The sequence below is a fragment of the Glycomyces xiaoerkulensis genome (genome assembly GCF_002798405.1).
GTDB lineage: Bacteria > Actinomycetota > Actinomycetes > Mycobacteriales > Micromonosporaceae > Glycomyces > Glycomyces xiaoerkulensis.
Genome location: NZ_PGGV01000031.1, coordinates 586 through 27,467, shown reverse-complemented (window position 1 = coordinate 27,467; position 26,882 = coordinate 586). Strand labels below are relative to the sequence as shown.

Below are 26,882 nucleotides of genomic sequence, written 5' to 3'. Positions count from 1 at the left end.
GATGCGACCGTGACCGGCTCGAGTGGGAACTACACCGCCCAGCACGGGGGCAGCACCGTCTACACCGGCGGGGACTACCGGGCCGCGATCCAGACCGCCGTCGACGCCCTCGGCAACGGCCAACGCGTCTCAGTCATGGCCTCCGGCTCCATCGGCGGCAGCACCATCTGGATCCCCAGCAACCGCACCTTCGAAGGCTGCGGCACCATCAACGCCGGCAACAACGGCGGCCGCGGCGCCATCGAGTCGACCAACACCTCGAACGTGTCCATCCCCCACCTCGACCTCACCGGCGACCCGTACTTCGGGATGCGGTTCTTCGGCAACAACGGCCTCCACCTCGGCCAGATCAACCTCAACCTCGACGGCGGCATCGGCATCCGCTTCGAACGCGACGAACCGGCCAGCTCCAACGTGACCATGGACTACGTCTACGTCAACGGCGCCGGCAACCACGGGGTCGAGACCTGGAACGTCGACGGGTTGGAGATCGGCACCGTCGTCGCCCGCAACACCGCCTACGCCGGCCTGCTGCTCAACAACACCCGCAACGCCAACATCGGGCTGGTCGACGGCGACAACGTCGCCTCCGGCACCGGCTACGCCACCTTCCGCACCGCCAACCGCGCCGGCAGGCTCGCCGACGGCTCCTACGCCACCAACATCTACGTCGACCGGGTCGTCTCCCGCGGCGGCGGCCGCGGCATCTTCTGCGTCTCCGAATCCGGCGGCGTCCGCATCGGCCAGGTCGACCTGGCCGGCAACGGCAACAACGCCATCCTGATCGAGAACTGCTACAACTACACCATCGCCGGCGGCACCGTCGACGGCGGCGGCGAAGTCCGCATCGCCGCCCGCAGCGAATTCGCCAACACCCGCGACACCGACATCACCCTGACGGTCAACAACACCTCGGTCCGCGAATCACCCTGCGCCGACAACTCCACCTGGAACCTCTCCGGCAACGCCAGCATCGACATCTGCTAACCACCGGACGACAACGGGGCCGCGGACACAACCCGCGGCCCCGGGCTCTCGGTCACTCGACGGCGTTGGCGGCCTGGTCGCGCAGCGAGCGGACGTGCTGCTCCGAGGACATGAGCTTGCCGAACAGGGACATGTACTCGTCCTTGTCGGTGCTCGGGTTCAGCCGCTGCAGCCGCCCCTTGAGGTCGGCGACCTCGGCTTCGACCACCGGGCGCTGGATGCGGGCCAGCAGCGTCCGAACGTAGACCGCGTCCGGTTCGTGGTCGATGAACAGCTCCTCCACCGCCAGCTCGTTGACCAGTGCCGACGCGGCCAGCTCGGTGCAGGCGGCGGCCACCGCGGCGATCCAGTTCGCGCCCGCGGCGGCCGCGGCCGCGCCTCCGGCGGCGGCCACCGCCTCCCGCACGGCACGGTAATTGGGGTCGGTGTACGGGGTGGCGTCGACCGCGTCGAAGTACGGGCCGGCGAGCTGCGGGTGCTGGAGGGCGACCTTGAGCGCCTCGCGCTGGGCGCGGAGCTGCGTCGAGTCGGCCTCGCGGGAGCGGCGCTGGGCGGGGACCGGCTCGGGCGCCGACCGGCCCGCGGCCGCGGCCTTGACCGCGCTCTGCAGCTCGGCCTTGTCCTTGCCGAGGCGGCCGGCGTAATCGCCCAGGTACTCCTCGACCAGGCCGCGGTCCTTGACCCCGGCCAGCAGCGGGGCGATCGCCCGCGTGGCGTGGAGGCGGCCTTCGGCGGTGTCGAGGTCGTGCTTGGCGATCTCGCGGTCGAGCGCGAACTGGACCAGCGGCGTGTGCCGCTCGATCAGTTCGCGGACGGCCGCGTCGCCCCGGTTCTGGCGCAGTTCGCACGGGTCCTGGCCGTCGGGGGTGACGGCGATGTAGGTCTGGGAGACGAACCGCTGCTCGGTGTCGAAGGCTTTGGCGGCGGCCCGCTGCCCGGCGTCGTCGCCGTCGAAGGTGAAGACGATGCGGCCGCCGGCGTCGTCGGAGTCGAACAGGAAGCGGCGGAGGATGCGGGTGTGCTCGGGACCGAAGGCGGTGCCGCAGGTGGCGACGGCGACCGGGACGCCCGCGAGGTGGCAGGCCATGACGTCGGTGTAGCCCTCGACGATCACCACCCGGCCGCTCTTGGCGATCTCTTTGCGCGCCAAGTCGATCCCGTAGAGCACTTGGGACTTCTTGTAGAGGGCCGTCTCGGGCGTGTTGAGGTACTTGGGGCCCTGGTCGTCGTCGAAGAGCTTGCGGGCGCCGAAGCCGATCGTCGCGCCCGAGGAGTCGCGGATCGGCCAGACCAGGCGGCGGCGGAAGCGGTCGATGAGGCTGCCGGAGCGCGCGGGCTTGGCGAGCCCGGCATCGGTCAGCTCCTCGGCGCCGAAGCCCTTGGCGCGCAAGTGCTTGGTGAGCGCGTCCCAGGCGTCGGGGGCGTAGCCGCAGCCGAAGTGGGCGGCGGCGTCGCGGCCGAAGCCGCGGTCGGCCAGGAACCGGCGGCCGATCCGGGCCTCGGCGTCGGTCAGGCGCGCGGCGTAGAAGTCGGCGGCCTCGGCGTGGGCCTCCAGCAGGCGCTGCTTGAGGCCCGGCTTCGCGGCCGGTCCGCGCTGGACCCGGCCGTCGACGTCCTCATAGGTCAGATTGATTCCGGCGCGGGCGGCCAGGCGCTCGACCGCCTCCACGAAGCCGAGCCCGTCGAGCTCGGTCAGGAACGTGATCGCATCGCCGCCGACACCGCAGCCGAAGCAGTGGTAGACGCCGCGGGCGGGGGTGACGTTGAAACTCGGCGAGCGCTCATCGTGGAAGGGGCACAGGCCCTTCAGGTTGCCGCCTCCGGCATTGCGCAGGGTGACGCGTTCGCCGATGATCTCGGCGATGTCGACGCGGTCGCGCACAAGCTGGATGTCGGCGTCTCGGATTCGGCCCGCCACTACTCACCTCACTTCGAAGACTCCCCCATTCTGCCTGCCGGCCCCGACGCGGCGGGGGCGGCCGCCGCGGCTGTGAACCCGACCGGGAACGCACCGGCACTAGCATGTCCCCGAGTCACTCGTTTCCCGACCACGCCTCACTGCTGCGCGCCCCGATCCGCTAGAGTCGCCTATCATGCCGGACCCATCGCCCGAGCAGCCGCCGGCCTGGCCACCGGCCAGCGAACCCGCGGCCACTCCCACCAATCCGCCCCGCATCAGAGCACGCGGGGTGGGTCACATGCCTCCCTCTGCCCCGGAAGAGGAACCGACCGATGAGTCCGATCCCCGACAGCAGAGCCCGGCGCCGCCCCCGGGCGACTACGCCGACCTGACCGCCGCCGCCCCGCCCCCCGAACCGCCCGGACCCGGGCCGGAGACGGCCGCCTCGGAGGTGCCGCACCAGAGCGAATGGGGCGGCGGGGAGTCGAGCGGCGCGCTGTGGCCGCCGCCGGAGAACCAGGACTGGATCAGCCAGCAGGCGCGCACCGGCGGCTGGACCGCCCAGGGCGCCTCGTGGCCGCCGCCGAACACCGGCCTCGGCGAGCCGCCGCCGGAACCGGACCCCGGCCGGCCCTACGCGCCCGACGCGTTCCCGCCCGAGCAGCAGTACGAAGACGCGGGTCCCCCGGCCGGCGGCCTCCAACCCGGGGCCTTCCCGCAGCAGCGGCAGCCCGAACCGCCCGCCCCCGCCGCGCCACCGGAGCCACCGGCACCGCCGCGGCAGGAGCCGCCGGAGCCCGCGGCGCAGACCGAGAAGAAGGTCACCACCCCGCCCACCCATGCCGGCGTGCGCTACGCCATCTACGGCATCGGCGGCGTGATCACGCTCGGTCTCATCATCGCCATCGTGATCATGCTCGGCGGCCCGCCCGCCAGCGAACCCTCCGGCGGAAACGACCAGGCCGAACCGGACGCCCCGGGCGAGGAGAACGCCGCCGAGGACGAGTTCACCCCCGAGCGCTACGCCGAACTGGCCGGGGCCGTCGGCACCGCCGAATGGTTCGCCTGGCGCCACGGCGAAGCCGGCGGAAACGGCGCCGACGAGGAGCTCCCGGCGCTCGAGGGCGGCTCCCCCGAACCGCTCTTCGGCGCGGCCGACCGGACCGTGCAGGGCCAACTCGCCTACGTGACCGAGCAGGACGGACTGTCCGGAGTCGACCACGTCACCGTCGTGGAGGCGAACGACGAGGTCATCGACGTCGGGCCGCGTGCGGGAGGCCGATTCTCGGAGGACGGCACGCCCGAACTGGAGCTGGAGGAGGGCTCCACCGCCGAATGCATCGCCGACCAGGGCGGCGACCTCGGCGCCCCGGTGGCCCTCGCCCGACCCGAGCACGGCAGCGAGGTCAACGCGCACGCGGTCATCGCCTTCTCCGGCGGCCTGCTGGCCACCACCGGCATCAGCGGCGCCCAGGGCGGCACCTGCCTGCCGCTGCCGGACGGACACGTCCCGACCGACCTGGCCCTCACCGACGGCAACGAACTGGCGCTCGTGACCACCTGGAGTCCCGAGTCGCAGACCGGCTCGCTCGTGGTGGTGGCGCTCGCCGACCAGTCCGGCCACTACCGGTCGAGCTGGTCCGAGCCCTACCCCGGACTGCCCAACACCGGGGCCTTCGGCACCGCCGAGATCCTCGGGCAGGTCGAACTGCCGTTCACGGCCCCGACCTCGGTCGACGCCTGGTCGAACTCGGCCGGATCGCTCACGCTGAGCCGCGCCACGCTCGCCGACGAACCGCACGCCGACACCGTCGCCACCGCCGGATACGCGCTGGTCGGCTCCCAGCCCGAGCAGCAGGCGACCGTCGTCGACCTGGCCCCGGCGCTGACCGGCCTGGCCGACCGCCACTACGAGGGCGCCGAATTCGAACTCGACGCGGCCGCGGCCGAACCGGCCGACCTCGGCGCGGAGGTCACGGACGTGGCCGCCGACGGCGAGGCGCTGGCCGTCGCCACCCGCGACGGCGTGGTCCACCACCTTGACCGCGAGCTGGCCGAGACCGCCGCCGTCGAGGTCGGCGAGAACCCCACCTGCCTGAAGCCCGCGCAGCAGAGCGGCGGCTTCGTCGCCACCAGCCGCGGCGACGCCACCGTGCGGTGGATCGCCGACGGCGCGGTCACCTCGGAGCTGAGCGACGCGCGCCTGAGCGACCCGGTGTGCGCACGCGAGACGCCGAACCTGGACGTCGCCGACTACGGCGGCAACGCGGTGGCATTGCTGGTGAGCGACTACTCCGGGCAGGCGCTGCACTCCTACCTGGTCGGGTCGGCCCTGCCCGCCGGCGGCGGCTCGCTCGGCGAGGAGGGCATCACCTACGCCGGCGCCTACGAGGTCGCCGGGATGCCGTTCGACGCCTCGGTCACGGTGGACTTGGAGTAGGCGGACTCGGCAGGGATAATCGACCGGTGACCGATCAGCTTTCGCTCGCGGGGAAACCCGTCGACCCGCCGGTGGTGCTGGCCCCGATGGCCGGCATCACCAACCTGCCGTTCCGCAAGCTCTGCCGCGAGCAGGGGGCGGGCATCTACGTGTGCGAGATGATCACCACCGCCGCGCTGCTGGAGCGCAACCCCAAGACCATGCGCCTGATCGAGTTCGACGCCGGGGAGGAGACGCGGAGCCTCCAGCTCTACGGGGTCGACCCCGGCGGGATGCGGCGTGCGGTGGAGATGGTCGTCGAGGAGGACTTGGCCGACCACATCGACCTCAACTTCGGGTGCCCGGTGCCGAAGGTCACCCGCCGCGGCGGCGGTTCGGCGCTGCCGTGGAAGCGGAGGCTGTTCGGCGAGATCGTCACCGCCGCGGTCGCGGCCGCCTCGCCGGCAGGGATACCGGTAACGGTGAAGATGCGCAAGGGCATCGACGACGAGCACCCCACCTACCTCGACGCCGGCCGCATCGCCGAGGACGCCGGGGCGGCCTGGGTGGCCCTGCACGGGCGCACCGCCGCCGAACGGTACTCGGGCACGGCCGACTGGGAGGCGATCGCCGCCCTCAAGGAGGCGCTGTCGGTGCCGGTGCTCGGCAACGGCGACATCTGGGAGGCCGACGACGCGCTGGCCATGGTCGAGCGGACCGGGTGCGACGGGGTCGTGGTCGGACGCGGCTGCCTGGGGCGCCCGTGGCTGTTCGGCGACCTGGAGTCGGCCTTCGGCGGCCGCGGCGACCGGCGGCTGCCGCGGCTCGGCGAGGTCGCCTCCGTGATGGCGCGGCACGCGGCGCTCCTGGTCGACTGGATCGCGAACGCCGAGTCGTTCGAGGCCCGGCGCAACATCTCCGCCGAGGAGCACGGCTGCAAGGAGTTCCGCAAGCACGTGGCCTGGTACCTCAAGGGCTTCCCGGTGGGCGGGGAACTGCGGCGCGCCCTGGCGACGGTCTCGAGCCTGGCCGAGCTGGAGGACCTGCTGGGCAAGCTCGACGCCGAAGCGCCGTTCCCGGTCGAGACGCTCGGCAAGCCGCGGGGCCGGACGAACAGTCCGGGGAAGGTCGCCCTCCCGGAGGGCTGGCTCGCCGACCGCGACGACCGCTCGGTGCCGGCTGGAGCCGAGCTCGACACCTCCGGAGGATGACCGGCCGGAAGCGCGAGATCGCTCACTGTGACCGATCGCGCGATCGCGGCGGGAAACCTTGGCGGCGAAGGCGTTGCGACCCAATCGTGGCACGAAACCGCTAGGCGATCGGAGGGGGAAGCGGTTACCCTGGTCCATGCGCGTTGGCTGTGAGTCCGCTCTCAGGGGCGAAACCATGTGAGCTTCTCATGCGTTCAACTCGTGGGACGTTCAGGAGCGAAACGGTCGCTCCGGCGTTCGAAACATCGGACAAGGGCGAGAGATGAAGCCATGACTCAGCAATTGGAGACCGCCTCGACCGAGGCGAGCAGTGACGACCCGTCCGACGGGCGATCCTCCGTCGAAGCACCGGCCGACCCCGCCTCACCGTGGGCGTCGGTCAGCACGGTCCACTACTCCGTCACCCACACCGACGACAGCGACACCGCCGCCTGGATCGACTGCGACAGCGTGGTCCACACCGACTGATCCCCCAGTCTCGAGAACGGCGGTCCGGCGCATCAATCGACAGCGACCGCCGTCTCGCAGGCCGTCTCGGCCGGATCCCATTCGAGCTCCACTTCGCCCTCCCCGGCGAAGTGGGCACTCGCACCGTCCACGCGCAGGTCGCAGGCGATCGTGACCGCCTCGGCCGCCTCCCCGGCGACCTCCACCTCCACCCGGGCCTCACCGGCGGCCCTGGTAGCGAGCTCGATGCTGTTGTACACGTAGATCGCCGACTGCGGGGCGGACTCCGGATAGGAGGCGATCTCCCAGGGGCCGGTCCGGGTCAGCCGGTCGTCGTCGGGCAGCCCGAACGGGCAGGGGTCCCCGGGCGTCTCCAGGCAGGTATCGAGGAAGTCCCTCACCGCCGCGTCGACCGCCTCGCGCCCGGCCTCGGACAGCGGCGTCGGCTGCGACGGCAAATCGAGGCCCTGCTGCGCCATCATTCGGCTCTTGACCTGGTCTCCAAGCACAAGCACCTCGGTTTCCACCTCCTCGTAGTACCACGTCCCCGGTTCGCGGATCTCGTACAGCCCCGGCAGGAACCGCAGGTTGTTGACCTCGTCTCCGGTCGGCTCCAGGCCGTTGATCGACACGCCGAAGGAGACTCCGGTCGTGAAGATGCTCGCGATCCCGTCGGCGACCACCGGTGCGTCGCCGCCGATCTCCACGGTGAACCGGTTGCCGACCCGGTTGCCGTCGTGCCCTTCGATCTCGGCGTAGACCACGGCCTCCTGGTCGTCGTCGTCGAACTCGACCTGGGCCACCGTGGCGACCTCCCAGCGGTCGTCGAGGGCCTCGGGCTCGTAGAGAGGCTCGCCGCGATGCTCGGTCCCGGCCAGTTCGAGCGCCCGCTCGACCTCGCCGTCGCGGGCGGCGTTCAGAAACTCGGCCACCGCCTCCTCGGCCGCGGTACGGTTCCCCGGATGCCACTTCACCAGCACCAGCGCCGCTGCGGCGACCAGCAGGAGCGCCGTCACCACCGCCAAGGCCGCGTTCGGCACGCGGGGCGGGGCGGGGCGGTGGCCGGTCCGCGGTTCGGGCTCGGGATCGCCCTGGATCTCGAGCCGGATCTCGCCGGGTGCGGACGGGTCGGACACGAGGGCTCCTCTGCCTTCGACTGCTATCGTGGCCGCATATTGTAGCGATTGGACGGAAAGGTCCGGACATGCCCGTGCCGATCACCGAGCGCGCCGACCGGCTCCCGCGGCTGCCGTTCCTGGTCACGCTGGCGGTCTCGGCGCTGCTGCTGGCGGTCGCCGTCGACCACGAGGGATACGGCGCCGACGACCGCGTCACGACCGTCGAGGAACTCCCGCTGGCCGAGAGTGAGGGCGCTTTGCTCAACGAACGCGACGGGGACTCGGCCGAGGTCGAGATCGTCGAGTCGGGTTTCGGCATGGTCGCCGATGTCGACGGCGAGCGCCGGGGGACGGTCGGCGCGGTCGTGCGCAACTCCGGATCCGAGGCGGCGACCGCCGTGTTCGGGGTGCGCTCCCGCATCGACGGCGACACGAACCTGTTCCATACCCAGCTCAACGCGCCCTGGATCCCTCCGGGCGAGGAGATCTACCTGGGTTCGTACTTCCAGGTGCCCCAGGCGGTCCCGGACGCATCGGCGTTGTCGCTGGAGATCGACAACGCGTACGAGATCACCGGCGGCGAAACGGGTCCGCTCGTCCAGCCGCAGCGGCTGCCCGAGTTCGCGGTCACCGGCACGGCCCCGCTGTTCGTCCCCGAGGGGACCCGGATCGTGTTCACGGCCGACGTGCCGACCGATGCGGGACTGTGGTCGACGGCGGCGGTGCTGTTCCGCGACGCCTCCGGCGAGATCGTGGGCGGCCTGTCGGGAGCCGGGCGGCCGCTGGCGGATCCCGACCATGTGACCCTGCTGCCGCAGGGGGATTCGGAGCAGCACTTGGACGTTCCCGAGCACGCGATCCCGGAGGAGGCCGACCTCGACCGGGTCGAGGTGGGCCCCTCGACGTGGTGACCCCGGCCGGGATCAGTCGACCGCGACCGCCGCCGAGCAGGGCGGTTCGGCTCCCCATTGGAGGTTCGCCACGCCCTCCCCGAAGAAGTTGACGGAAACACCCTCCAACCGCAGGTCGCAGGCGATCGTGACCGTCCCGGCCGCCTCGTCGGCGACGTCGACCCGGATCTCGCCGGGGTACCTGGTGCTGAGTTCGAACCGGCCGAACTGTATCCCCGTCACCCGGTCGCCGAAGCTCGGATAGGAGGCGATCTCCCAGGGGCCGGAGCGGGTCAGCCGCTCGCCCTCGGGCAAGACGAACGGGCAGGAGCCCTGGGCCGTCTCCAGGCAGGCGTCGAGGAAGTCCCGGACCGCCGCCTCGACCGCCTCGCGCCCCTCTTCCGACAGCGTCAGCAGTCCCGCGCTCGGCAGATAGTCCAACTGCCGCAGCGACCCGAGCTTGATCTGGTCTCCGAGCACCAGCGCCGTATCCTCCGAGGTCTCGAACGGCCACCACGTCGCGCGCCCGATCTCGTACCTGCCCGGGAGTAGCCGCAGGTCCGACAACTCGCCGTCGGGCTCCTCCATCCCGTTGAAGGCGACGCCTTGGTGTACGCCGCCCGCGTCGATGCCGGGGATCCCGTCGGTGACCGTCGGATCGGGGCCGTCGAGGTCGACGGTGAACCGGTCGCCGACCCGGTTGCCGTCGCGGGTCTCGATCTCGGCGTACACCACGGCCTCGCGGCCGTCGTCGCGGAAGGTGACCTGGGACACCGTGCCGATCTCCCAGCGGCCGTCGAGGGCCTCCGGGTCGAGGAGCGGTTCGTCCCAGGATTCGGCGCCTGCCAGTTCGAGCGCTCGATCGGCCTCGCCGTCGCGGGCGGCGTTCAGGAACTCCAGCACGGTCTCCTCGGCCGTGGTCCGGCCGCCCGCCTGCCACTTCGCTACAGCGACCGTTGTCGCGGCGACCAGCAGGAGCGCCGTCACCGCCGCCAGGGCCGCATTGGGCACGCGGGGCAGGGCGAGGCGGCGGGTCCGCGGTTCGGGCTCGGGGGCGGGGTCGCCCTCGATCTCGAGCCGGATCTCGCCGTGCGCGGACCGCTCGGACACGAATACTCCTCAACCAGGGACTACCATCGAGGCGACCGATTGTAGTGAATGGACGAAAGGTCCTCAGATGCGCATCCCGGCGGCCGAGCACGTCAACCGGTCCCCCCGGCTGCCGTTCCTGGTCGGCCTGGCCGTCTCGACCCTGCTGCTGGCGGTCGCCATCGACCACGACGGCAACTGATCCGACGACCGCATCGCGACCGTCGAGGAGATCCCGCAGGGCGGCCCCGAGGCGGGCCCCGCCGCCGGGGAGGCGGGCGAGACCGACGTCCGGATCGTCGAATCGGGCTTCGGGACGGCCCGCGATGCGGACGGGGAGCGGCGGGGGACTGTCGGCGCCGTCATCCGCAATGCCGGAGAGGAAGAGGCCCTCGCCGAGCTGTCGGTGCGCTCGCGTCTGGCCGAGAACAACGAGGCCCTCCTCGAGGAATTCAGCGTGCCCTGGATCCAGCCTGGCGAGGAGGTGTACCTGGGTTCGGTCTTCCCGATCCCCGCGGCGGCCGACGTCGCCGCCCTCCGGCTCGAGATCGACGAAGCGCGGCACCCCGACAGCATCATGCTATCGCCCTTCGAGCCGGGCCCCGCCCCCGAATTGAATGTGACCGACATCACTCCACTCTTCGCGCCGGCGGGGACCCGGATCGAATTCGAGGCCGAGATGCCGCCGGAGGAGTACCGGTGGACTGCCGCGGTGCTGTTCCGCGACGACACCGGCGACATCGTCGGCGGCATGACGGCGGCGGAGAGGCCGACTTGGACGGACGATCGGTCGGCGCCGCTGCCGGGCGGACACTCGGTCCACCACCTCTACCTGCCCGAATACGCGATACCGGACGGGGCCGATTTGGACCGGGTCGAGGTCGGCCCTTCACCGTGGTGACCGGGGTCCGGGGTCAGTCGATCACCACCGCCGGGCCGCAGGCCGGTGCTTGGCCCCAGTCGAATTCGGCTTCGCCGTCCTCGTCGAAGGCGGCGACGATGCCCTCGACGCGGAGGTCGCACGCGAGGGTGACCGCGGCCGGGGAGTCGTCGGCGACCGTGGCCTCGATGCGGGCCTCACCGGGGACCCGGGTGGTGAGTTCGACGCCCCTGGGCATGTAGAAGAGCGGGTCCGCGGTCGCGCTCGGATAGGAGGCGATCTCCCACCGGCCGGGATCGGTGATCCGCGGGTCGTCGGGCAACTCGAACGGGCAGCCGTCGCCCGGCGCCTCCAGGCAGGAGTCGAGGAAGTCCCGGACCTCCGCGTCGATCGCCTCCCATCCTCCGTCGGACATCGTCGGCCGCGGCGTGTTCAGGCCGTCGATCTGCTGCCGCACGGATTCGTGCGCAGCCTGCTCGCCGAGCACCAGCACCGTTTCGGGCTCCGCCTCGAACGGCCACATCGGCGTCGCCCGCAGCTCGTAGACCCCCGGCAGGAGCTTCACCACCGTCTCCCATCCGGGGCGGCCCACCGCTACCCCGTTGACGGTGGCCCCGGAATCGTTGCCGAGCACTTCGAGGCCGACGACCCCGTCGGTCACGACCGGCTCGGGGCCGTCCAGGGACACGGTGAAGCGCTCGCCGACCCGCTGCCCGGCTCCGGATTCGATTTCGGCGTAGACTTCGGCGGCGCGGCCGCCATCGTCGTCACGGAAGGCGACCTGGGTGATCTCGCCGATCTCCCAGCGGCCGTCGAGGGCCGCGGGATCGAGCAGCGACTCCCCCTCGGGGTCGGTCCCGGCCAGTCCGAGGGCCCGCTCGACCTCGCCGTCGCGGGCGGCGTTCAGGAACTCGGCCACCGCCTCCTCGGCCGGGGTCGGACCCCACGGATACCACTTCAGCACGATTACCACGGTGGCCGCAGCCAGCAGGAACACGGAGGCCAGCGTCAGGGCCGAGTTCGGAACGCGCGGCAGCGCGAACCGGCTCCGGGGCGCGGGAGCGGGATCGGGGTCGCCCTCGATCTCGAGGCGGATCTCGCCGGACGCCGACTGCTCGGACACAAGCCCTCCTTGGATATCGGCTGCTATCGTGGCGGCGCATTCCAACTATCGCGCGAGAGGTCTTCACATTCCCATGCCGACCGCCGAGCGCCTCAACCGGTTCGGCCGGCTGCCGTTCCTGGTGGCGCTGGCCGTCTCGGCACTGCTGCTCGCCGTCGCCTTCGACCACGGCCACTTCGGGTCCGTCGACCGCACCACGGCGGTCGAAGAGATCCCGCGCTACGACGGCGTCGGCTCCGCTCCCGAACCGAAACCGGCCGAGGTCCGGATCGTCGAGTCGGGGTTCGGCACCGTCCGCGACGACTCCGGCGACGAGCGCGGAACGGTCGGCGCGATCGTCCGCAACACCGGCACGGAGACGGCAAGCGCCGGGCTCCGGGTCCGGTTCGAACGCGAGGACGGGACGCACCTGTCGCTCGCCGACCTGAGCCTGTCCGGGATCCCGCCCGGCGGTCAGTTCTACCTGGGTTCGACTTTCCAGCACCCCGGGATGCTGGACCCCAGCGCATCTGAGCTGTCGCTTGCGGTCATCGAAGCGTCCTCGTACGGCGAGGGGTCTCCGGATCCCGAGGAGGGACCTGAGCCGATCGAGGTCGCCGACATCGACGTCGTCCCGCTGTTCGCCCCCGCAGGGGGCGTCCGGATCAAGTTCGAGGCCGAGACGCGGACCGACGACTCTCTATGGGGGGCGGCGGTGGTGTTCCGCGACGAGACCGGCGACATCGTCGGCGGCAGGTCGGCGGCCGCGCAGCCGCTGTGGGACCGGGACTGGGACCGGCCCCTGCCGGGCGGGAACTCGGTCCACCATCTCGACCTGCCCGAACACGCGATACCGGACGGGGCCGACCTCGATCGCATTGAGATCGGCCCGTCCTCATGGAGACCGCGCTAAAGGCGCTCGAGGAGGTACCGCTCCACCTGGTCGAGCGAGACGCGCTCCTGCTTCATCGAGTCGCGGTCGCGGATGGTCACCGCCTGGTCTTCGAGGGTGTCGAAGTCGACGGTGATGCAGTACGGCGTGCCGATCTCGTCGGCGCGGCGGTAGCGGCGGCCGATCGCCCCGGCGTCGTCGAAGTCGACGTTCCAGTGCCGGCGCAGCCGCGCGGCCAGGTCCTTCGCCTTCGGCGACAGCTTCTCGTTGCGGCTCAGCGGCAGCACGGCGGCCTTGACAGGCGCCAGCCGCGGGTCGAACCGCAGGACGGTGCGCTTGTCGACCCCGCCCTTGGTGTTCGGGGCCTCGTCGACGTCGTAGGCCTCCAGCAGGAACGCCAGCACCGAGCGGGTCAGACCCGCCGACGGCTCGATGACGTAGGGAGTCCAGCGCTCGCCCTTGGCCTGGTCGAAGTAGGACAGGTCGGTGCCGGAGTGGGCCGCGTGGACCGACAGGTCGAAGTCGGTGCGGTTGGCGATGCCCTCGAGCTCGCCGAACTCGCTGCCGCCGAAGCGGAACCGGTACTCGATGTCGATGGTGCGCTTGGAGTAGTGGCTGAGCTTGTCCTTCGGGTGCTCGTAGCGCCGCAGGTGCTCCTCCTTGATGCCCAAGTCGAGGTACCAGTTCCAGCGCTGGTCGATCCAGTACTCGTGCCACTCCTCGTCCGTGCCAGGCTCGACGAAGAACTCCATCTCCATCTGCTCGAACTCGCGGGTGCGGAAGATGAAGTTGCCCGGCGTGATCTCGTTGCGGAAGGCCTTGCCGGTCTGGGCGATGCCGAACGGCGGCTTCTTGCGGGCCGAGGTCATCACGTTCGTGAAGTTCACGAAGATGCCCTGGGCGGTCTCCGGGCGCAGGAAGTGCTCGTTCTCCGATTCCTCGACGGGGCCGAGGAAGGTCTTCATCAGGCCGTTGAACATGCGCGGCTCGGTGAACGAGGCCCGGGCGCCGCAGCTCGGGCAGGCCAGGTCGGCCAGGCCGTTCTCGGGTTCGCGGCCGTGGTGCTTGTCCTGGTAGGCCTCGATCAGGTGGTCCGACCGGAAGCGCTTGTGGCAGGACTGGCACTCGGTGAGCGGGTCGACGAACTCCTTGAGGTGGCCGCTGGCCTCCCAGACCTGCCGGTTGAGCACCACGGCCGAGTCGATGCCGACCACGTCGTCCCGGCTGCGCACCACCGCGTTCCACCACTCGCGGCGGATGTTCTCCTTCAGCTCGGCGCCGAGTGGTCCGTAGTCCCACGCCGAGCGGGTGCCTCCGTAGATCTCCGAGCTGGGGAAGACGAAGCCGCGGCGTTTGCACAGGCTGATGAGCGTGTCGGTACGGTCTTGGGACACGATTATTCCTCTCGATCCGGCTGGCGGTCGGTGAGACTGCGGATGGTTGTTCGGAGCAGACGCTGCTCCGGACGGCGGCCCCGTCGATCGGATTCGCAGCGGGCTGGAGCCGCTGCGGCCACCGCCGGGCAAGCCTACCTCGGGACGGCCCCAGGCCCTCCGGGGGCTATTGACCGCCCCGCCGCAGGTCGTCCAGGTGCTGTTCGAAGCCTTCGCGGGCCTCGGCGAACTCCGGAGCGGCCAGCCAGGACAGCGCGTCCTCCCCCACCGCGATCGCCCCGGGCACGTCGCCGAGCTCGCCGAGCAGCCACATGGTCTGGTGCGCGGTCAGACTCGCCCGCTCCAGCAGCAGCGTCCCGTCGCGGAAGACCGACAGCGCACGTCGCTGCAGGTCGAGCACCGGTTCGGCCTCCTCGCGACGCAGCCCCGGCTCCCCGGCCTGGCTCTCCAGGAACTGGAAGGTCAGTTGGGCGTGCTGGCGGTAGGTCTCCCCCAGCTCGAAACGGCAGGTCTCCTGCAGCGGTTCGGGGGCGGCCGGGTCGGCGCGGACCGCCTGGAGGCGGGCCGCGAGCTGGGCCATGGCCTGGAGGCCCTCGGCGAAGGCGTCGTCACCGGACACGGCGCGCAGCAGCCAGACGCGGGCGCGGCTGACACGGGTCCAGGAGGCGAGTTCCCCCAGCCGCTCGGCCGCCTCGGCGGCCCGGGTGTAGATCTCCAGGGCGTGGTCGTGCTCGCCCAGCTTCTCGAGCAGCTCGCCGGTGAGGAAGAGCGTGTCGGCGTACAGCCGGGCGGTGTACTCGTCCTCGGCGGCCTCCATCAGCGCGAGCGCGGCGAGCCCGTGTTCGACGCCGTGGCGGGTCTCGTCGAGCTCGTCGTAGGACTCGGCGAGGTTGAAGCGGACGTTGCAGACCCGCCACAGCTCCCCCTCCGGCAGGTCGGTGAGGGCCGCTTCGAGGATCGGGACGGCCTCGGCGCGGCGGTCCTGCTCGACCAGGGCCACCCCCATGAGGTGGCGGGCGATGGCGGCCGGGATGACCATGCCGGCGGCGTCGCAGTGGACCGAGGCCCGGAGGCCGTGCTCGTAGGTCGCCGGGTGGTCGCCCAGCCGCATGGAGAACTCGGCGGCCTGGAGGTGGAGCTTCCCCGCGATGCTGCGGCCGGTGCTCAAACCCACGGCGGCGATCCCGTCCTGGGAGAACCGCATGGCGGTCCCGAAGTCGCCTGCGAGCGCGAACTGGTCGGCCAGGTCGGCGTTGGCGCGGGCCACGGCCCAGTCGGCCTCGGCGGCGCGGCCCAGATCGAGGCAGGAGCGGAGCAAGGCGATCCTGGCCCCGGGGTCGGCGGTGACGCGGGCGCGCAGATCGGTCAGGTCGCACCGGCGGATGAGGGTCCAGCGCGCCTCCGGCAGGCGCGCGAGCTCGGCCTCGAGGTCCCGGGCGCGGGGTTCCAGATCGGGCGCGACGCGGGCGGGGTCTCCGGCGGCGGCGATGTATTCGGCGCGCATGGCCAGCACCCGGCTGGTGTGGAAGCTGCGGTCGTCGATGCGCCGCTCCGCGCGGAGGCGGTCCCCGGCGGCGACGACGGCGGCGGCGCCCTCGCCGGTCCGCTCGGGTTCGGCCTCGGCGCGGTGCATCAGGGCGAAGGCGTCGGCGACGAGGGCGCGGCCGGGCTGCCCGGCGACGCCGAACAGCTCGGAGGCGCGGGCGAGTCCGTCGAGGACGGCCTCCGGGTCGTCGGATTCGGCCGATTCGGCGTGGGCGATCTCGGCGCGGTGCTCGGCGATGAGCTCGATGCCGAGTCGGTCGGCGATGGCGCCCACGCGGAGCCAGGCCTTCCAGGTGTCGACCGAGCAGTCGTCGAAGGCGTCGTAGGCGGCGTCGATGGCCTTGTCGAGGTCGAGGCTCTCGACCGGTTCGGCGGCGATGAGCGAGTCGGGCCCACGCGGCCGGAGCTCCTTGAGCCCGAGGTGGACGGCCTGGTCGTAGGGGGTGGCGGCGACCAGGGTCTCGGAGGTCCGGGAGTGGTGGTCGTTGCCGTTGCGGGCGTCGAACCGGGCGACGACGGCCCGGCGTTCGGCGTCGGCCCAGTCGTGGAGTTCGGCGGCGGTGCGCTCCTGCCCGCCGGGTCCGAGCACGGCCGTCTCGGGGAAGCCGAGCGCGGCGAGGCGTCTGCAGGTGAGGACCGTGGCTTCGAGGAGGCGCTGGCGGTCGAGCGCGGCCAGGTCGAGGTCGAGGAAGTGGGCGTGGTCGGCGAGGATCTCGGCGGCGCGGGCCTCGTTGCCGGTGAGCGCGCAGAACTCGGCGTGGAGCGCGATCATGCGGACCATGTCCTCTTTGCCCTTGCACATCACGTAGCCCCGGAGGTGGTTGGCGCGGGCCTGGTCGGTGCGGCCGAGTTCGACCAGCGGGATGAGCGACAGGGCCAGGGCGTAGTGGGGTTCGCGGGCGCAGGTGTGCTCACCGTCCAGGACGGGGTCGAGCATTTGGAGGCAGGCGTCGGCGCTGTCGGACTCGGCGTGGAGGACGATGGTGGCCAGCGAGGTGTACTGGCATGCGGGGCAGTCGCTCATGTCGTCCTCCTCGGCTGCTCCGAGGGCTTCGATGGCGGCGGCGACGCGGCCGTAGTCGCCGATGTGGAAGGCCAGTTCCATCTCGTAGGCGTGGACGGCGTGCATCGAGTAGCCGGCCGCGGCGTAGCGGCTCCGCATCTCCTCCAGCCAGTGCTCGACCGACTCCAGGGGCACGTCGGGCTGGTGGATCATCTTTTCGACGATCCATTTGAAGGTCCAGTAGAGCGACCGGGTGAGGTAGTCGTCGAAGTGCTCGGGCCGGGTGTCGAAGTTGCGCAGGAGGCGGGCGAAGGGCGCCAGGATCCGGGTGGAGTCCCGGGAGCACTCGTAGGCGTCGACGAGGCCGTTGAGGGCGTAGTTGACGAGTTCCGCGTCCCCCAGGGAGTCGGCGTCCTCCACGGCCCGCTCCATCGCCGCCACCTTGGCCTCGCTCGCCTCTTCGAAGCGGGCCTCGTTGAGCAGTCGCCAGATGTCGTCGGGGTCGGGAGTACCCATGTCAGTCCTTTGTGAGGTATTCAAGTGGGTTCGGGAAGGAGCCGCTGGCGGAGGTGGGACGGCGGGTCCACTCGGAACGTGCGGGAGGTGGGCGCTGTCTCGGGCACGGTGCGTCCTGCTTCGCTCGGAGGTCCGTCGGCGTGAGTCAGACTAGCAAACCCCGGCACGCCCCAACGGATGTCGACATCCGCCCGGCGCGGTGCTACCCGACCGTCCGCCAGCCGCACACCGCGATGTCCAGGGACTGGCCGTCCTGGTCCAGCATCACGTCCAGCTCGATGGTCGTGCCGTCTCCGAGCCGGACCGGCACGGCGTCGCCTCTGGAGCTCTGGAGGATCGACCGGACCTCGGCGTCGTCGGTCTCCCAGGAGCGCCATTCGTCGACGTAGTGCTCGACCGGGTCTTCCCGCATCTCCGAGCACAGGCTGTCGTGGGCCCGGTCCCAGCGCTCGCCGTCGACGTCGGCGATGAACTCCTCGGCGGTGGTGTGGATCTGGTCGAACACCGAGTTGACGTACACGGCGTAGGAGATCACGAGGCCCAGGACGACGGCGATGATCAGCGCGCCGCCGCCGAGGATCCCGAAGACCAGCCGCAGGGCGAACTTGCCGCCGTCTCGTTCGGTCGGCGGGGCGGCGAACGGCACCGGAGCGCCCTGCGGTTCCCGCCGGGCCTCCGCGGGCGAGGGGTCGGCCGGTTCGGCGCCGGTGGTCGGCGGCAGGCCGAGCGTGTCCTCGGTCTCGGGAGGCTCCTGCGTCTCGGCCGGCGGGTGGTCGGGGCGGTCGCTCATCGCCGCGACTCCCGTCGGGCCAGGTCGGGGTCGTCCGAGCGGTCCGAACCGGTGCGGACCGGCGCGGCGCCCGGGGCGCACTCGGCGAGGGGCTCGAAGCCGGAGGCCTCGGGCAGGGCCCGCGACAGCAACGGCGTCGACATTTTCACCTGGTAGTTCGACAGGGCGCGCCGGTAGACCCCGACGCCGCTCCACTCGGTCCACAGCAGCCAGGTCTCGTCCTCGTCGACCGCGCGGCTCAGGCCGCCGCGGACGTAGCCGTCGCAGGCGGCGAGCGCCGCCAGCGCGGTCTCGGCCTCGTTCGCGAATTCTTCCGTTTCCCGCTCCGCGATGGCGAAACGATACAGCACCAGCATCGTGTCAAGCCTACTTTGAGCACGCCGCGCACAGGCCGTGGAGTTCGAGCGTGTGTCCGACCTCGGTGAAGCCGTGCTCGGCGGCGATGTTGCCGGCCCAGCGCTCGACGGTGGGACCGGCGACTTCGACGGTCTTGCCGCAGTTGCGGCAAACCAGGTGGTGGTGGTGTTCCTCGGCCGCGCAGCGCCGGTACAGGTGGTCGCCGCCCGGCAGTCGCGTGACGTCGACCAGGCCGGCGTCGGCGAAGGCCTGGAGGGTGCGGTAGACGGTGGTCAGCCCGATCTTGGAGCCGCTCTCGCGGAGGATGGCGTGGAGGTCCTGGGCGCTGCGGAAGGCGTCGTCGGCCTCCAGCAGCTCCAGGATCGCGGTCCGCTGCTTGGTGGATCGCGCCATGTTCTCGGCGGGCGGCTTGGCGGCCACTTAGCGTTCCTCCCGTGCGTGGTTGACGGCGTCGGTGACGATGTGGGCGATGTGGTCGTCGGTGAGACTGTACGAGATCTCCCGGCCCGAGCGGGTCCCGCGCACGATACCGGCTCCCCTGAGCACCCGCAAATGCTGCGAGACCAGCGGCTGGGCGACCCCGAGCGTCTCCACGATCTGGTGGACGACCTTGGGCCCGGGGGCCAGTTCCATGACGATGGCGATCCGCAGCGGCGCGGCGAGCGCCCGCAGCAGCTCTCCCGCCGACTCGTAGTCGGCGGGGGTGGACTCGGCTAGCTCGGTTTTCGTCCGCACCTCGCAAAAGTATCGCGTCGGGAGCCGTTCGGCCTGCCCAGGTGGCGTCCGGCTCATGCCCGTCACGCCTTGGTCGGGATTTCGACTTCGAGCGGTTCGCCTGTGGGGGGCGGGTGGCGGCGCCAGGTGCGCCGGGCGCGCCGCACGAGGCTGGCCGCGGCGGCGGTGGCGACGAAGCAGGCCACGCCGATGAGGACGATGGTCGCTCCCGGCGGTACGTCCTGGACCGCGGAGGCGGTGACGCCGGCGCCCGCGATGAGGAGTCCGGCGGCCATGCCGCCGAACATGGTGGCGCGGAGGGACCGGGTGAACTGCTGGACGGTGACCACCGGGATCACGAGCAGGGCGCTGACCAGGAGCAGGCCGACCGCGCGCATCGAGACCGAGACGGTGACGGCCGTGGTCATCAGCAGCAGCAGGTTGAGTCCGGCGACCGGGAGGCCGGCGACGCGGGCGTACTGCTCGTCAGCGCAGATCGCGGACATCCAGGGTCGCAGGACGAGCATGAGGCCGGCGACGGCGGCGCCTCCGGCGGCGATGGCCCAGACCTCGGTCCAGCCGGCGGTGAGCAGGGAGCCGAACAGGAACTGGTGGAGGTTGGCGACGCCTTTGTCGGAGGCGATGCCGGTGAGGTAGACGCCGCCGGCGATGCCGCCGTAGAACATCATGGCGAGCGCGACGTCGCCGGAGGTCTTGGAGTGGCTGCGCAGCAGTTCCATGACGATCGAGGCGGCGACGGTGGTGGCGAGGGTGGTCCACATCGGTGCCGTTCCGGTGAGGAAGCCGATGGCGACGCCGGTGATGGCGATGTGGCCGAGGCCGTCGCCGATGAGCGCCAGTCGCTTCTGCACCAGGAACACGCCGACGGCGGGGGCGCACAGGCCGACCACGAGGGCGCTGATGAGGGCGCGCTGCATGAATTCGTATTCGAACAGGGACAGGTCGAGGCTCATTGGACGCCCCAGGTGTCGTCGGCGGGTTCGTCGTTCGGGCGCTCGAACGGCAGCCGGGGCAGGGCCGCGTCCGGTTCGGGGTGCGGGTGGGGCGAGGGGTGCGGGTGCATGTGCTCGTGGGCGGGGTCGGCGTGCTCGCCGACCGGTCGCGGGGGGCTGCCGTCGTGGACGACGGCGCCGTCGGCGAGGACGACGGCTCGGTCGAGCCGGTCGGTGAGGGGGCCGAGTTCGTGGGTGACCAGCAGGACGGCGCAGCCGGCGTCGACGCGGTCGGCGATGACGGCGGCGAGGGCGGCCTGGGTCTCGGCGTCCACGCCGACGGTCGGTTCGTCCATGATCAGGATCTCGGGTTCGGTGGCGAGGGCGCGGGCGATGAGGACGCGCTGCTGCTGGCCGCCGGAGAGGGTGTCGACCGCGCAGTGGGCGTGGTCGGCGAGGCCGACTTCGGCCAGGCTGTGGCCGACGGCGTCGCGGTCGGCGCGGCGGGAGGGCAGGCCGAGGAGGCGGTGCGCGAGGCGGCCCTGGGAGACCACTTCGGTGGCGGTGGCCGGGACTCCGGAGGCGGCGCCGGTGCGCTGGGGGACGTAGCCGACGCGCCTCCAGGCGCGGAAGCGGCGCTGCGGGGTGCCGAACAGCTCGATCGATCCGGAGGCGAGGGGTACCAGTCCGACGATCGCCTTGACGAGTGTGGATTTCCCGGATCCGTTGGCGCCCATGAGGGCCACAGCTTCTCCGGGTTCGACGTCGAGGTCGGCGCCGCGTACGACGGCGCGACCGCCGTAGGAGACGGTCGCGCCGCGGGTTGCGATTACGGGCATGGCTCGATTGTGCCTAGTCCGAGCCGAGCGCGCCCTGCAGCGCCGCGAGGTTGTCGCGCATGATGCTGAAGTAGTCGGCTTCGCCCACTTCGTCGGCGGTGAGGCCTTCGAGCGGATTCAGGGTGGCGGTCTCGGCGCCGGTCTCGGCGGCGACGGTGTCGGCGATGTCGGAGGAGACGAGGGTCTCGAAGAAGATGGTGGTGACCCCGTGCTCTTCTACGTACTCGGCGATCTCGGCCATGCGCTGCGAGGAGGCCTCCTGGTCGGGGCTGAGGCCGGAGATGGCGACCTGGTGGAGGCCGTAGCGGTCGGCGAGGTAGCCGAAGGCGGCGTGGGAGGTGACGATGTCGTCATCGGTGCGGTCGGCCAGGCCCTGGGCGAGCTCCTCGTCGAGTTCGTGGAGGTCCTCGGTGAAGGCGGCGGCGCCTTCGGTGTAGTCGTCGTCGCCGTCGGCGTCGATCGCGGACAGCTCGGAGGCGATGACTTCGCCGACCGCGGCGTAGCGGACCGGGTCGAGCCAGAAGTGGGGGTCGGTGCCGTCGAGCTCGTCGTGGTCGTGGCCGTGGTCGCCGTCCTCGTCGGCGTGATCGTCTTCCTCCGCGTGGTCGTCCTCGTCGGCGTGGTCTTCGTGTTCGCCGTCGTGGTCGTCGTGCTCGTCCTCGTCGGCGTGATCGTCGTGGTCTTCGTGTTCGTCGGCGTGCTCGTCCTCGTCGTGGCCGCCTTCGAAGGCTTCGGTGTCGTCGTAGCCGATGAGGTCGACGGCGGAGGAGACCTCGAGGGCGCTGTCGGAGGCGTACTGGCTCACGGCCTCGTCGAGGGCGGGGATGAAGCCTTCGAGGTGGACGACGAAGTCGGCTTCCTCGATGGCGGCGATGTCGCTGGGGGCGAGCTCGAGGTCGTGGGGTTCGACACCGGCGGGGGTGAGGTTGTTGACCTCGACGCGGTCGCCGCCGATCTGCTCGGCGGCGAAGGCGAGGGGGTAGAAACCGGCGACGACGTCGAGTCCGTCGTCGGCCGACGAGGCCGAGCCGCCGCAGGCGGCCAGCGGGCTTGCGGCGAGCAGCCCGGCGACGGGCAGGCTGAAGAGTGTTCTTCTCATGGGGAAAGCCTGCCCAGATATGACAATCATTGTCAACAGCTAATGGATCGGCAGCTCATGCCCCGCGTCCCCCAACTGGGGAAACGCCGTCGGCTGCGGATCGGGCATGACCGTTGTCACTGATATTCATTTTCAGGTGCCGCGATGGCGGCGACCGATTCGACCTCGATGTAGGGGACGAGCGCGCCGTTGACCTCGTCGCGTCCCTGGCGCGGGGTGTAGGCGCCGACGACCTCGATCCACTGGTCGGGTTCGAGACCGGCGGGCACGTCCCCCTCCAGGCCCACCTTGACCGGGCGGGCGTCGGCCGCGCAGCAGGCCACGACCATGCGGGCCAGCCGCGGCTCGCCGCCTTCGTGGACGACGAACCCGCGCAGCCGGATCCGGCGGCCCTCGAGGGTGCGGCCGTCGTCGTAGACGGCGCGGGCGGCGTAGTCCATGAGCGTCAGCGGCGCCGGATCGGCGTCCTCCGGCAGCTCCGGGTAGGTCGAGCGGCCCTCCTCGGCGCCGAGGGCGGTGCCGGTGCGCTCGGCCTCGTAGGAGCCGAGCGCGTCCGGGGCGACCAGGAGCATCCCGACCACCGGGGCCAGCAGGAGCCAGGCGATCGGCGACTCCCCGTGGCAGCCGGGGCGGGCCTCGGCGCGGTCCCGCCAGGCGGCCCAGGCGGTCGCCGCCGCGAGCGCGGCCAGCACCAGCCCGGCCGGGAGGATGAGCCAGAAGGCGTAGGGCTTGACGTAGTTGAGGTATTCGCCGGTGGCGGCCAGCCGGATGAGGCCGCCGCCGAGGAGGAGCAGGACCACCGCCTGCGCGTCGCTGCTCAAAGCCACACCGCCCCCATCGCGACCGCCGCCGCCACCGCGACGCAGAACGCCGCGGGCGCGAACCGGACCGCGAAGCGCCGACCGAAGGTCCCGGCGTGCATGGCGGCGAGCTTCACGTCGACGAACGGGCCGACCACCATGAACGCGAGCTTGGCGGTGGGCGAGAACTGGGTGAGCGAGGCGGCCACGAAGGCGTCCGACTCCGAGCAGATCGACACCAGGACCGCCAGCGCGGCGAGCGCCAGGACGCCGAGGACCGGGTGGTCGGCGACGACCGCCAGCCAGGTCTCGGGCACCAGCGTGTTCAGGGTCGCGGCGATGGCGGCGCCGATGACGAGGTATCCGGCGGCCTGGATGAAGTCGTGGCGCATCCCGGACCGGAACGCGGCCCACTTGCCGTCCGGGTGGTGGCGGTGGGCCGGCAGCCGCAGCCACTCGGTCCTGCCGAGCCTGGCCCAGAGCCAGCCGATGGCGATCGCGGCGGTGAGGGAGGCGGCGAAGCGGGCGGCGGCCATCTCGGGGTCGTTCGGAAAGGCCACGAAGGTCGAGACGACCACGATCGGGTTGATCGCCGGCGAGGCGAGCATGAAGGTGAACGCGGCCGCGGGCGCGACGCCGCGGCGGACGAGCGAGGCGGCCACCGGCACCGAGGCGCATTCGCAGCCGGGCAGGACGGCACCGGACAGGCCCGCGACGGGGACGGCCACGGCGGTGCGGCGCGGGACGGCGCGGCCGAAGAAGTCGGCGGGGACGAACGCGCCGATCGCGGCCGCCAGGGCCGTGCCGCCGACCAGGAACGGGACGGCCTGGACCATCACGGCGGTGAACCGCGCGACCCAGGCCTGGGCGAGTTCGTTCCCGAACAGCTCGATCAGGCCGGGGCGGGCGGTGAGCCCGAAGACCAGCAGCAGCGCCAGCGCCTCCAGGGAGGTGGGGCCGCGGCGCCGGGGCCGGGCCGGGGCGCGGGCGTCGGTCTCGGCGGAGTCTCGGCTCACGGTTCCATTCTGCGGCATGCGGATGGTGGGACGCCGCAAGGCTCGCCCGGCCGGTGGAGCCGCGAGCGATTACCCTGTCCGAGTGCAAGCTTCGCCCCCCGTTTCCGGCCCGCCCGTGGGCACGCCGGTCCCGAGCGTTCCCGGACTCTGCCGTCAGCTACTGCGCGCCAGGCGATTTCAGGTCCTGTCGATGGCGGTCATCCTCGTCAACGGGGCCGTGCTGGGCGCCATGACCTTCGAGGGGGCGATGTCCTCAGTGGGCGGGCTCCTGGTCTGGACCGACCACGTGTGCCTGGGCTTCTTCACCTTCGAAGTCGTGGTGGGGCTGGTGTCGTTCGGCCGCCGCCCGTGGCGCTACTTCCGGTCGGGGTGGAACGTCTTCGACTTCGTGATCGTGGTGGCCTCGTTCCTGCCGGGGCTGCGGGAGAACGTGACGATCCTTCGGCTGCTGCGGCTGGCGCGCATCGCCCGCATCTTCCGGGCGATGCCGAACCTGCGGATGATCCTGGTGGCGATGGGCAAGGCGCTGCCGAGGTCGGGCGGCGTGTTCGCGCTGACCGGGGTGGTCATGTACCTGTGGGGCATGATCGGGTGGATCGCGTTCGGCGAGGATGTCGACCGGTTCGAGTCGATCGGGTCCACACTGCTGGTGCTGCTGCAGATGCTCACCTTCGACGACTTGGGCAGCACCATCCGCGAGTCGATGGCGGTCAATCCCTGGACGCTGCCGTACTTCGTGGTGTTCGTGCTGTTCGCGGCGTTCCTGCTGATGAACCTGCTCATCGGGGTGGTGCTGGCCTCGATGGACGAGGCGCAGCGGCTCGACGACACCGACGGCCGGGTTTCGGCCGACACCGCGGTGCTGCTCGAACGCATCGAACGGCTCCAGGCCACCGTGGACCGACTGGCCGAGGACCAGGCCCGGGGCCGGGAGTTCACTCCGTTCAGGTGACCCGGTTCGGCTCGGCCGCGCCGAACCTCCGGTCCCGGCGGGCGTAGACCTCGCAGGCCCGCCACAGGTCGCGGCGGTCGAAGTCGGGCCACAGCACGTCCATGTAGACCATCTCGGCGTAGGCCGACTGCCAGGCCAGGAAGTTCGAGGTGCGCTGCTCCCCCGACGGCCGCAGGAACAGGTCCACGTCGGGCAGGTCGGGGTTGTAGAGGTACTTCGCGAAGGTCTTCTCGCCGATCCGGTCGGGGTTGAGCCGGCCTGCCTTGACGTCCCGGGCCAGCGCGGCGGCGGCATCGGCGATCTCGGCGCGGCCGCCGTAGTTGACGCAGAACTGGAGGGTGATCCGGTCGTTTCGCTTCGACATCTCCTCGGCGACCTGGAGTTCGGAGATGACGCTCTTCCACAGCTTCGGGCGGCGCCCGGCCCAGCGGATGCGGACGCCCATGGCGTGGAGCTCGTCGCGGCGGCGGTGGATGACGTCCCGGTTGAAGCCCATGAGCCAGCGGACCTCGTCGGGGCTGCGGCGCCAGTTCTCGGTGGAGAAGGCGTAGGCCGAGACCGTGCCGATGCCGAGCTCGATGGCGCCCTCGATGGTGTCGAACAGCGACGACTCCCCCATCTCGTGCCCGGCGGTGCGCTTGAGGCCGCGCTGCTTGGCCCAGCGGCCGTTGCCGTCCATGACGATCGCGACGTGCCCGGGGATCAGCTCCCTGGGGATGGCCGGCGGCTTCGCCCCGGAGGGATGCGGCTTCGGGCTCTCGTATTCGCGGCTCACGGCTCCTCCATGTCTTCTGGCCGGACCCGATCCTAGTCACGAGGTTCTCGCCTCAACGACACACCGACCGACTCGCATTGCACGGATTCTGTTCACATGAAAAATATGCTAGACGCATGCAGAAGAGCTACACTGCATCCATGAAGAACATCCAGGTCAAAGAGGTGCCGGATGATGTGCACGGCATCTGGCGCAAGCGGGCCGCGATCGAGGGCATGTCCCTCCAGGAGTTCCTGCTCCGCAAGTTGACCCGTGAGGCACGACGCCCCACGACGGCCGAACTGTTCGAGCGAATCGAGCACCGCGAAGGGATCGACATGACCGGCGAGGAGGCCGCAGAGCTCCTTCGCGAAGATCGGGACGCCCGGTGATCGTAATCGACGCCTCGGTCGTCGCCGAGATACTGGTGGGCGGGAACGAGCGATCATTCCACCTGCGCCGCAGCATCATGGACGCGACGGAGGCCACCGCCGCTCCGGACCTCCTGGACATCGAGGTCTTCTCGATCCTCCGCAAATACCAGCGTCACGGCAAGCTCAGTGACCAGCGGGCAGCGGCCGCGGTCACCGACCTCGACGACTTCGAGGCCGAACGCGTCCCCCACCGGCGGTTCCACGACCGCATCTGGGAGCTCCGGCACAACGTCTCGCCGTACGATGCGTCCTACATCGCGCTCGCCGAACGATTCGGTGCGCCGCTCTGGACCTATGACAAACGGCTCGCGAACGCGCCGGGAACCCGCTGCGAAATCGTGGTACCCGAGTTCTTACCGTGCTTTGGTGTGAAAGCCCTGTCCTTCTGGGCGGGGATGAAACGCCCTACCGCTGTGCGGGGCGTTGCCGCTGCTCGAGGTACTGGCCGATGATCGATAGGGGCGCGCCACCGCAGGAGGCGGCGAAGTACGACGGGGACCAGAAGTGCCCGTGCATGATCGAGCGGTTGACGCGGCCGGTGAACTCATAGCGGAGTCTGCGCGCCGAGACGCCCTTGAGCGAGTTGACCAGCCGCGAGATCGACACCTTCGGTGGGTAGCCGACCAGCAGGTGCAAGTGGTCGCGCTCTCGCCGTTGAACTCCCCCAGCCCGGCCTCGAAGCCCTCGCAGATCTTGCGCATGAGATGCTCGCTGTCGTCGGTTATGGCCTCATCGAACAGGCCGCGCCGGTGTCCGGGGTGTCGGTATCGCCGGGATCACA

Annotated in this window: 26 protein-coding genes and 1 pseudogene; 10 read left to right on the top strand and 17 right to left on the bottom strand. The window is 71.2% G+C overall.

Annotation, left to right across the window (positions count from 1 at the left end; genetic code table 11):
* Window positions 1-987, top strand: a pseudogene (locus tag CUT39_RS12870) (carbohydrate-binding domain-containing protein); the annotation flags it as partial.
* A 52-nt stretch (window positions 988-1,039) separates the two neighbouring features.
* Here CUT39_RS12870 and dnaG read toward each other — a convergent pair.
* On the bottom strand, window positions 1,040-2,905 hold the full coding sequence (dnaG, locus tag CUT39_RS12865; RefSeq protein WP_100447198.1) for a DNA primase: 1,866 nt from the start codon (window positions 2,903-2,905) through the stop codon (window positions 1,040-1,042).
* A gap of 280 nt (window positions 2,906-3,185) precedes the next feature.
* On the opposite strand from dnaG, the gene CUT39_RS12860 reads away from it, so the two are divergent.
* From CUT39_RS12860 to CUT39_RS12850, 3 genes are all read left to right on the top strand, one after another.
* Entirely contained in the window at window positions 3,186-5,327 is a 2,142-nt protein-coding gene (locus tag CUT39_RS12860; protein ID WP_100447196.1) for a hypothetical protein, read from the top strand.
* 26 nt (window positions 5,328-5,353) lie between these two features.
* Window positions 5,354-6,517, top strand: a complete 1,164-nt coding sequence (gene dusB / locus CUT39_RS12855) for a tRNA dihydrouridine synthase DusB (RefSeq protein ID WP_100447195.1) — start codon at window positions 5,354-5,356, stop codon at window positions 6,515-6,517.
* 270 nt (window positions 6,518-6,787) lie between these two features.
* Window positions 6,788-6,985, top strand: a complete 198-nt coding sequence (locus tag CUT39_RS12850) for a hypothetical protein (RefSeq protein WP_157930670.1) — start codon at window positions 6,788-6,790, stop codon at window positions 6,983-6,985.
* Between the two features lie 32 nt (window positions 6,986-7,017).
* Here CUT39_RS12850 and CUT39_RS12845 read toward each other — a convergent pair whose 3' ends face one another.
* Window positions 7,018-8,100: a hypothetical protein gene (locus tag CUT39_RS12845; protein WP_100447192.1), complete on the bottom strand. Its 1,083-nt coding sequence runs from the start codon at window positions 8,098-8,100 to the stop codon at window positions 7,018-7,020.
* Between the two features lie 68 nt (window positions 8,101-8,168).
* Between CUT39_RS12845 and CUT39_RS12840 the strand changes: the two genes are divergently transcribed.
* A complete protein-coding gene (locus CUT39_RS12840; RefSeq protein WP_100447191.1) occupies window positions 8,169-8,993 on the top strand; it encodes a hypothetical protein in 825 nt (274 codons plus the stop codon).
* A 12-nt stretch (window positions 8,994-9,005) separates the two neighbouring features.
* Here the strand turns inward: CUT39_RS12840 and CUT39_RS12835 are convergent, their stop codons facing one another.
* A complete protein-coding gene (locus tag CUT39_RS12835; protein ID WP_100447189.1) occupies window positions 9,006-10,082 on the bottom strand; it encodes a hypothetical protein in 1,077 nt (358 codons plus the stop codon).
* A gap of 385 nt (window positions 10,083-10,467) precedes the next feature.
* On the opposite strand from CUT39_RS12835, the gene CUT39_RS12830 reads away from it, so the two are divergent.
* Complete coding sequence (locus tag CUT39_RS12830; RefSeq protein ID WP_100447187.1) at window positions 10,468-10,962, top strand: hypothetical protein; 495 nt, start codon at window positions 10,468-10,470, stop codon at window positions 10,960-10,962.
* A 13-nt stretch (window positions 10,963-10,975) separates the two neighbouring features.
* On the opposite strand, the gene CUT39_RS12825 is transcribed toward CUT39_RS12830, so the two are convergent.
* Window positions 10,976-12,064 carry a hypothetical protein gene (locus CUT39_RS12825; RefSeq protein ID WP_100447185.1) on the bottom strand — a complete coding sequence of 363 codons (1,089 nt, stop codon included), beginning with the start codon at window positions 12,062-12,064 and terminating at the stop codon, window positions 10,976-10,978.
* 73 nt (window positions 12,065-12,137) lie between these two features.
* Between CUT39_RS12825 and CUT39_RS12820 the strand changes: the two genes are divergently transcribed.
* Complete coding sequence (locus CUT39_RS12820; protein ID WP_100447183.1) at window positions 12,138-12,956, top strand: hypothetical protein; 819 nt, start codon at window positions 12,138-12,140, stop codon at window positions 12,954-12,956.
* Here the strand turns inward: CUT39_RS12820 and CUT39_RS12815 are convergent.
* From CUT39_RS12815 to CUT39_RS12765, 11 genes are all read right to left on the bottom strand, one after another.
* A complete protein-coding gene (locus tag CUT39_RS12815; RefSeq protein ID WP_100447181.1) occupies window positions 12,953-14,329 on the bottom strand; it encodes a glycine--tRNA ligase in 1,377 nt (458 codons plus the stop codon). The two genes, CUT39_RS12820 and CUT39_RS12815, sit on opposite strands and share 4 nt — an antisense overlap.
* A gap of 166 nt (window positions 14,330-14,495) precedes the next feature.
* The gene (locus CUT39_RS12810) at window positions 14,496-17,393 is read right to left on the bottom strand and encodes a hypothetical protein (protein WP_100447179.1); all 2,898 of its coding nucleotides are present in this window, start codon (window positions 17,391-17,393) and stop codon (window positions 14,496-14,498) included.
* A gap of 202 nt (window positions 17,394-17,595) precedes the next feature.
* A complete protein-coding gene (locus tag CUT39_RS12805) occupies window positions 17,596-18,183 on the bottom strand; it encodes a hypothetical protein (RefSeq protein ID WP_100447177.1) in 588 nt (195 codons plus the stop codon).
* Window positions 18,180-18,539 (bottom strand): antibiotic biosynthesis monooxygenase, encoded by a 360-nt coding sequence (locus CUT39_RS12800; protein ID WP_100447174.1) that lies wholly within the window; start codon window positions 18,537-18,539, stop codon window positions 18,180-18,182. The genes CUT39_RS12805 and CUT39_RS12800 overlap by 4 nt, the downstream gene beginning before the upstream one ends.
* Window positions 18,540-18,549: 10 nt before the next feature.
* Window positions 18,550-18,933 carry a Fur family transcriptional regulator gene (locus CUT39_RS12795; protein WP_100447205.1) on the bottom strand — a complete coding sequence of 128 codons (384 nt, stop codon included), beginning with the start codon at window positions 18,931-18,933 and terminating at the stop codon, window positions 18,550-18,552.
* Between the two features lie 27 nt (window positions 18,934-18,960).
* Complete coding sequence (locus tag CUT39_RS12790) at window positions 18,961-19,275, bottom strand: ArsR/SmtB family transcription factor (protein ID WP_232805740.1); 315 nt, start codon at window positions 19,273-19,275, stop codon at window positions 18,961-18,963.
* 62 nt (window positions 19,276-19,337) lie between these two features.
* Window positions 19,338-20,216 carry a metal ABC transporter permease gene (locus tag CUT39_RS12785; RefSeq protein WP_100447201.1) on the bottom strand — a complete coding sequence of 293 codons (879 nt, stop codon included), beginning with the start codon at window positions 20,214-20,216 and terminating at the stop codon, window positions 19,338-19,340.
* Window positions 20,217-20,224: 8 nt separating this feature from the next.
* Window positions 20,225-21,046 carry a metal ABC transporter ATP-binding protein gene (locus tag CUT39_RS12780; RefSeq protein WP_100447171.1) on the bottom strand — a complete coding sequence of 274 codons (822 nt, stop codon included), beginning with the start codon at window positions 21,044-21,046 and terminating at the stop codon, window positions 20,225-20,227.
* Window positions 21,047-21,059: 13 nt separating this feature from the next.
* Entirely contained in the window at window positions 21,060-22,145 is a 1,086-nt protein-coding gene (locus CUT39_RS12775; protein ID WP_198587106.1) for a metal ABC transporter substrate-binding protein, read from the bottom strand.
* Between the two features lie 116 nt (window positions 22,146-22,261).
* Window positions 22,262-22,972, bottom strand: coding sequence for a TIGR03943 family putative permease subunit (locus CUT39_RS12770; protein WP_198587105.1), 711 nt, complete (start codon window positions 22,970-22,972; stop codon window positions 22,262-22,264).
* Window positions 22,963-23,979: a permease gene (locus CUT39_RS12765; protein WP_100447167.1), complete on the bottom strand. Its 1,017-nt coding sequence runs from the start codon at window positions 23,977-23,979 to the stop codon at window positions 22,963-22,965. Before CUT39_RS12765 ends, CUT39_RS12770 begins: the two co-directional genes overlap by 10 nt.
* On the opposite strand from CUT39_RS12765, the gene CUT39_RS12760 reads away from it, so the two are divergent.
* Window positions 23,978-24,913 (top strand): ion transporter, encoded by a 936-nt coding sequence (locus tag CUT39_RS12760; RefSeq protein ID WP_100447164.1) that lies wholly within the window; start codon window positions 23,978-23,980, stop codon window positions 24,911-24,913. The genes CUT39_RS12765 and CUT39_RS12760 overlap by 2 nt on opposite strands.
* Here CUT39_RS12760 and CUT39_RS12755 read toward each other — a convergent pair.
* The gene (locus tag CUT39_RS12755; RefSeq protein ID WP_100447160.1) at window positions 24,906-25,688 is read right to left on the bottom strand and encodes an isoprenyl transferase; all 783 of its coding nucleotides are present in this window, start codon (window positions 25,686-25,688) and stop codon (window positions 24,906-24,908) included. The two genes, CUT39_RS12760 and CUT39_RS12755, sit on opposite strands and share 8 nt — an antisense overlap.
* A gap of 140 nt (window positions 25,689-25,828) precedes the next feature.
* Between CUT39_RS12755 and CUT39_RS12750 the strand changes: the two genes are divergently transcribed.
* Together CUT39_RS12750 and CUT39_RS12745 are read left to right on the top strand one after the other, a co-directional pair.
* A complete protein-coding gene (locus tag CUT39_RS12750) occupies window positions 25,829-26,059 on the top strand; it encodes a hypothetical protein (RefSeq protein WP_157930668.1) in 231 nt (76 codons plus the stop codon).
* Complete coding sequence (locus tag CUT39_RS12745; protein WP_100447156.1) at window positions 26,056-26,553, top strand: type II toxin-antitoxin system VapC family toxin; 498 nt, start codon at window positions 26,056-26,058, stop codon at window positions 26,551-26,553. The genes CUT39_RS12750 and CUT39_RS12745 overlap by 4 nt, the downstream gene beginning before the upstream one ends.
* Here the strand turns inward: CUT39_RS12745 and CUT39_RS12740 are convergent.
* Window positions 26,507-26,707, bottom strand: coding sequence for a transposase (locus CUT39_RS12740; protein ID WP_408611144.1), 201 nt, complete (start codon window positions 26,705-26,707; stop codon window positions 26,507-26,509). The genes CUT39_RS12745 and CUT39_RS12740 overlap by 47 nt on opposite strands.
* Window positions 26,708-26,882: the final 175 nt, after the last annotated feature.

What these genes read in the sequence shown, in the direction of transcription:
- CUT39_RS12860 (WP_100447196.1), top strand. Translation starts at nt 3,186, where the DNA reads ATGCCTCCCTCTGCCCCGGAAGAGGAACCGACCGATGAGTCCGATCCC.
- CUT39_RS12850 (WP_157930670.1), top strand. Translation starts at nt 6,788, where the DNA reads ATGACTCAGCAATTGGAGACCGCCTCGACCGAGGCGAGCAGTGACGAC.
- CUT39_RS12840 (WP_100447191.1), top strand. Translation starts at nt 8,169, where the DNA reads ATGCCCGTGCCGATCACCGAGCGCGCCGACCGGCTCCCGCGGCTGCCG.
- CUT39_RS12820 (WP_100447183.1), top strand. Translation starts at nt 12,138, where the DNA reads ATGCCGACCGCCGAGCGCCTCAACCGGTTCGGCCGGCTGCCGTTCCTG.
- CUT39_RS12810 (WP_100447179.1), bottom strand. Translation starts at nt 17,393, where the DNA reads ATGGGTACTCCCGACCCCGACGACATCTGGCGACTGCTCAACGAGGCC.
- CUT39_RS12805 (WP_100447177.1), bottom strand. Translation starts at nt 18,183, where the DNA reads ATGAGCGACCGCCCCGACCACCCGCCGGCCGAGACGCAGGAGCCTCCC.
- CUT39_RS12800 (WP_100447174.1), bottom strand. Translation starts at nt 18,539, where the DNA reads ATGCTGGTGCTGTATCGTTTCGCCATCGCGGAGCGGGAAACGGAAGAA.
- CUT39_RS12795 (WP_100447205.1), bottom strand. Translation starts at nt 18,933, where the DNA reads ATGGCGCGATCCACCAAGCAGCGGACCGCGATCCTGGAGCTGCTGGAG.
- CUT39_RS12780 (WP_100447171.1), bottom strand. Translation starts at nt 21,046, where the DNA reads ATGCCCGTAATCGCAACCCGCGGCGCGACCGTCTCCTACGGCGGTCGC.
- CUT39_RS12775 (WP_198587106.1), bottom strand. Translation starts at nt 22,145, where the DNA reads ATGAGAAGAACACTCTTCAGCCTGCCCGTCGCCGGGCTGCTCGCCGCA.
- CUT39_RS12760 (WP_100447164.1), top strand. Translation starts at nt 23,978, where the DNA reads ATGCGGATGGTGGGACGCCGCAAGGCTCGCCCGGCCGGTGGAGCCGCG.
- CUT39_RS12765 (WP_100447167.1), bottom strand. Translation starts at nt 23,979, where the DNA reads ATGCCGCAGAATGGAACCGTGAGCCGAGACTCCGCCGAGACCGACGCC.
- CUT39_RS12750 (WP_157930668.1), top strand. Translation starts at nt 25,829, where the DNA reads ATGAAGAACATCCAGGTCAAAGAGGTGCCGGATGATGTGCACGGCATC.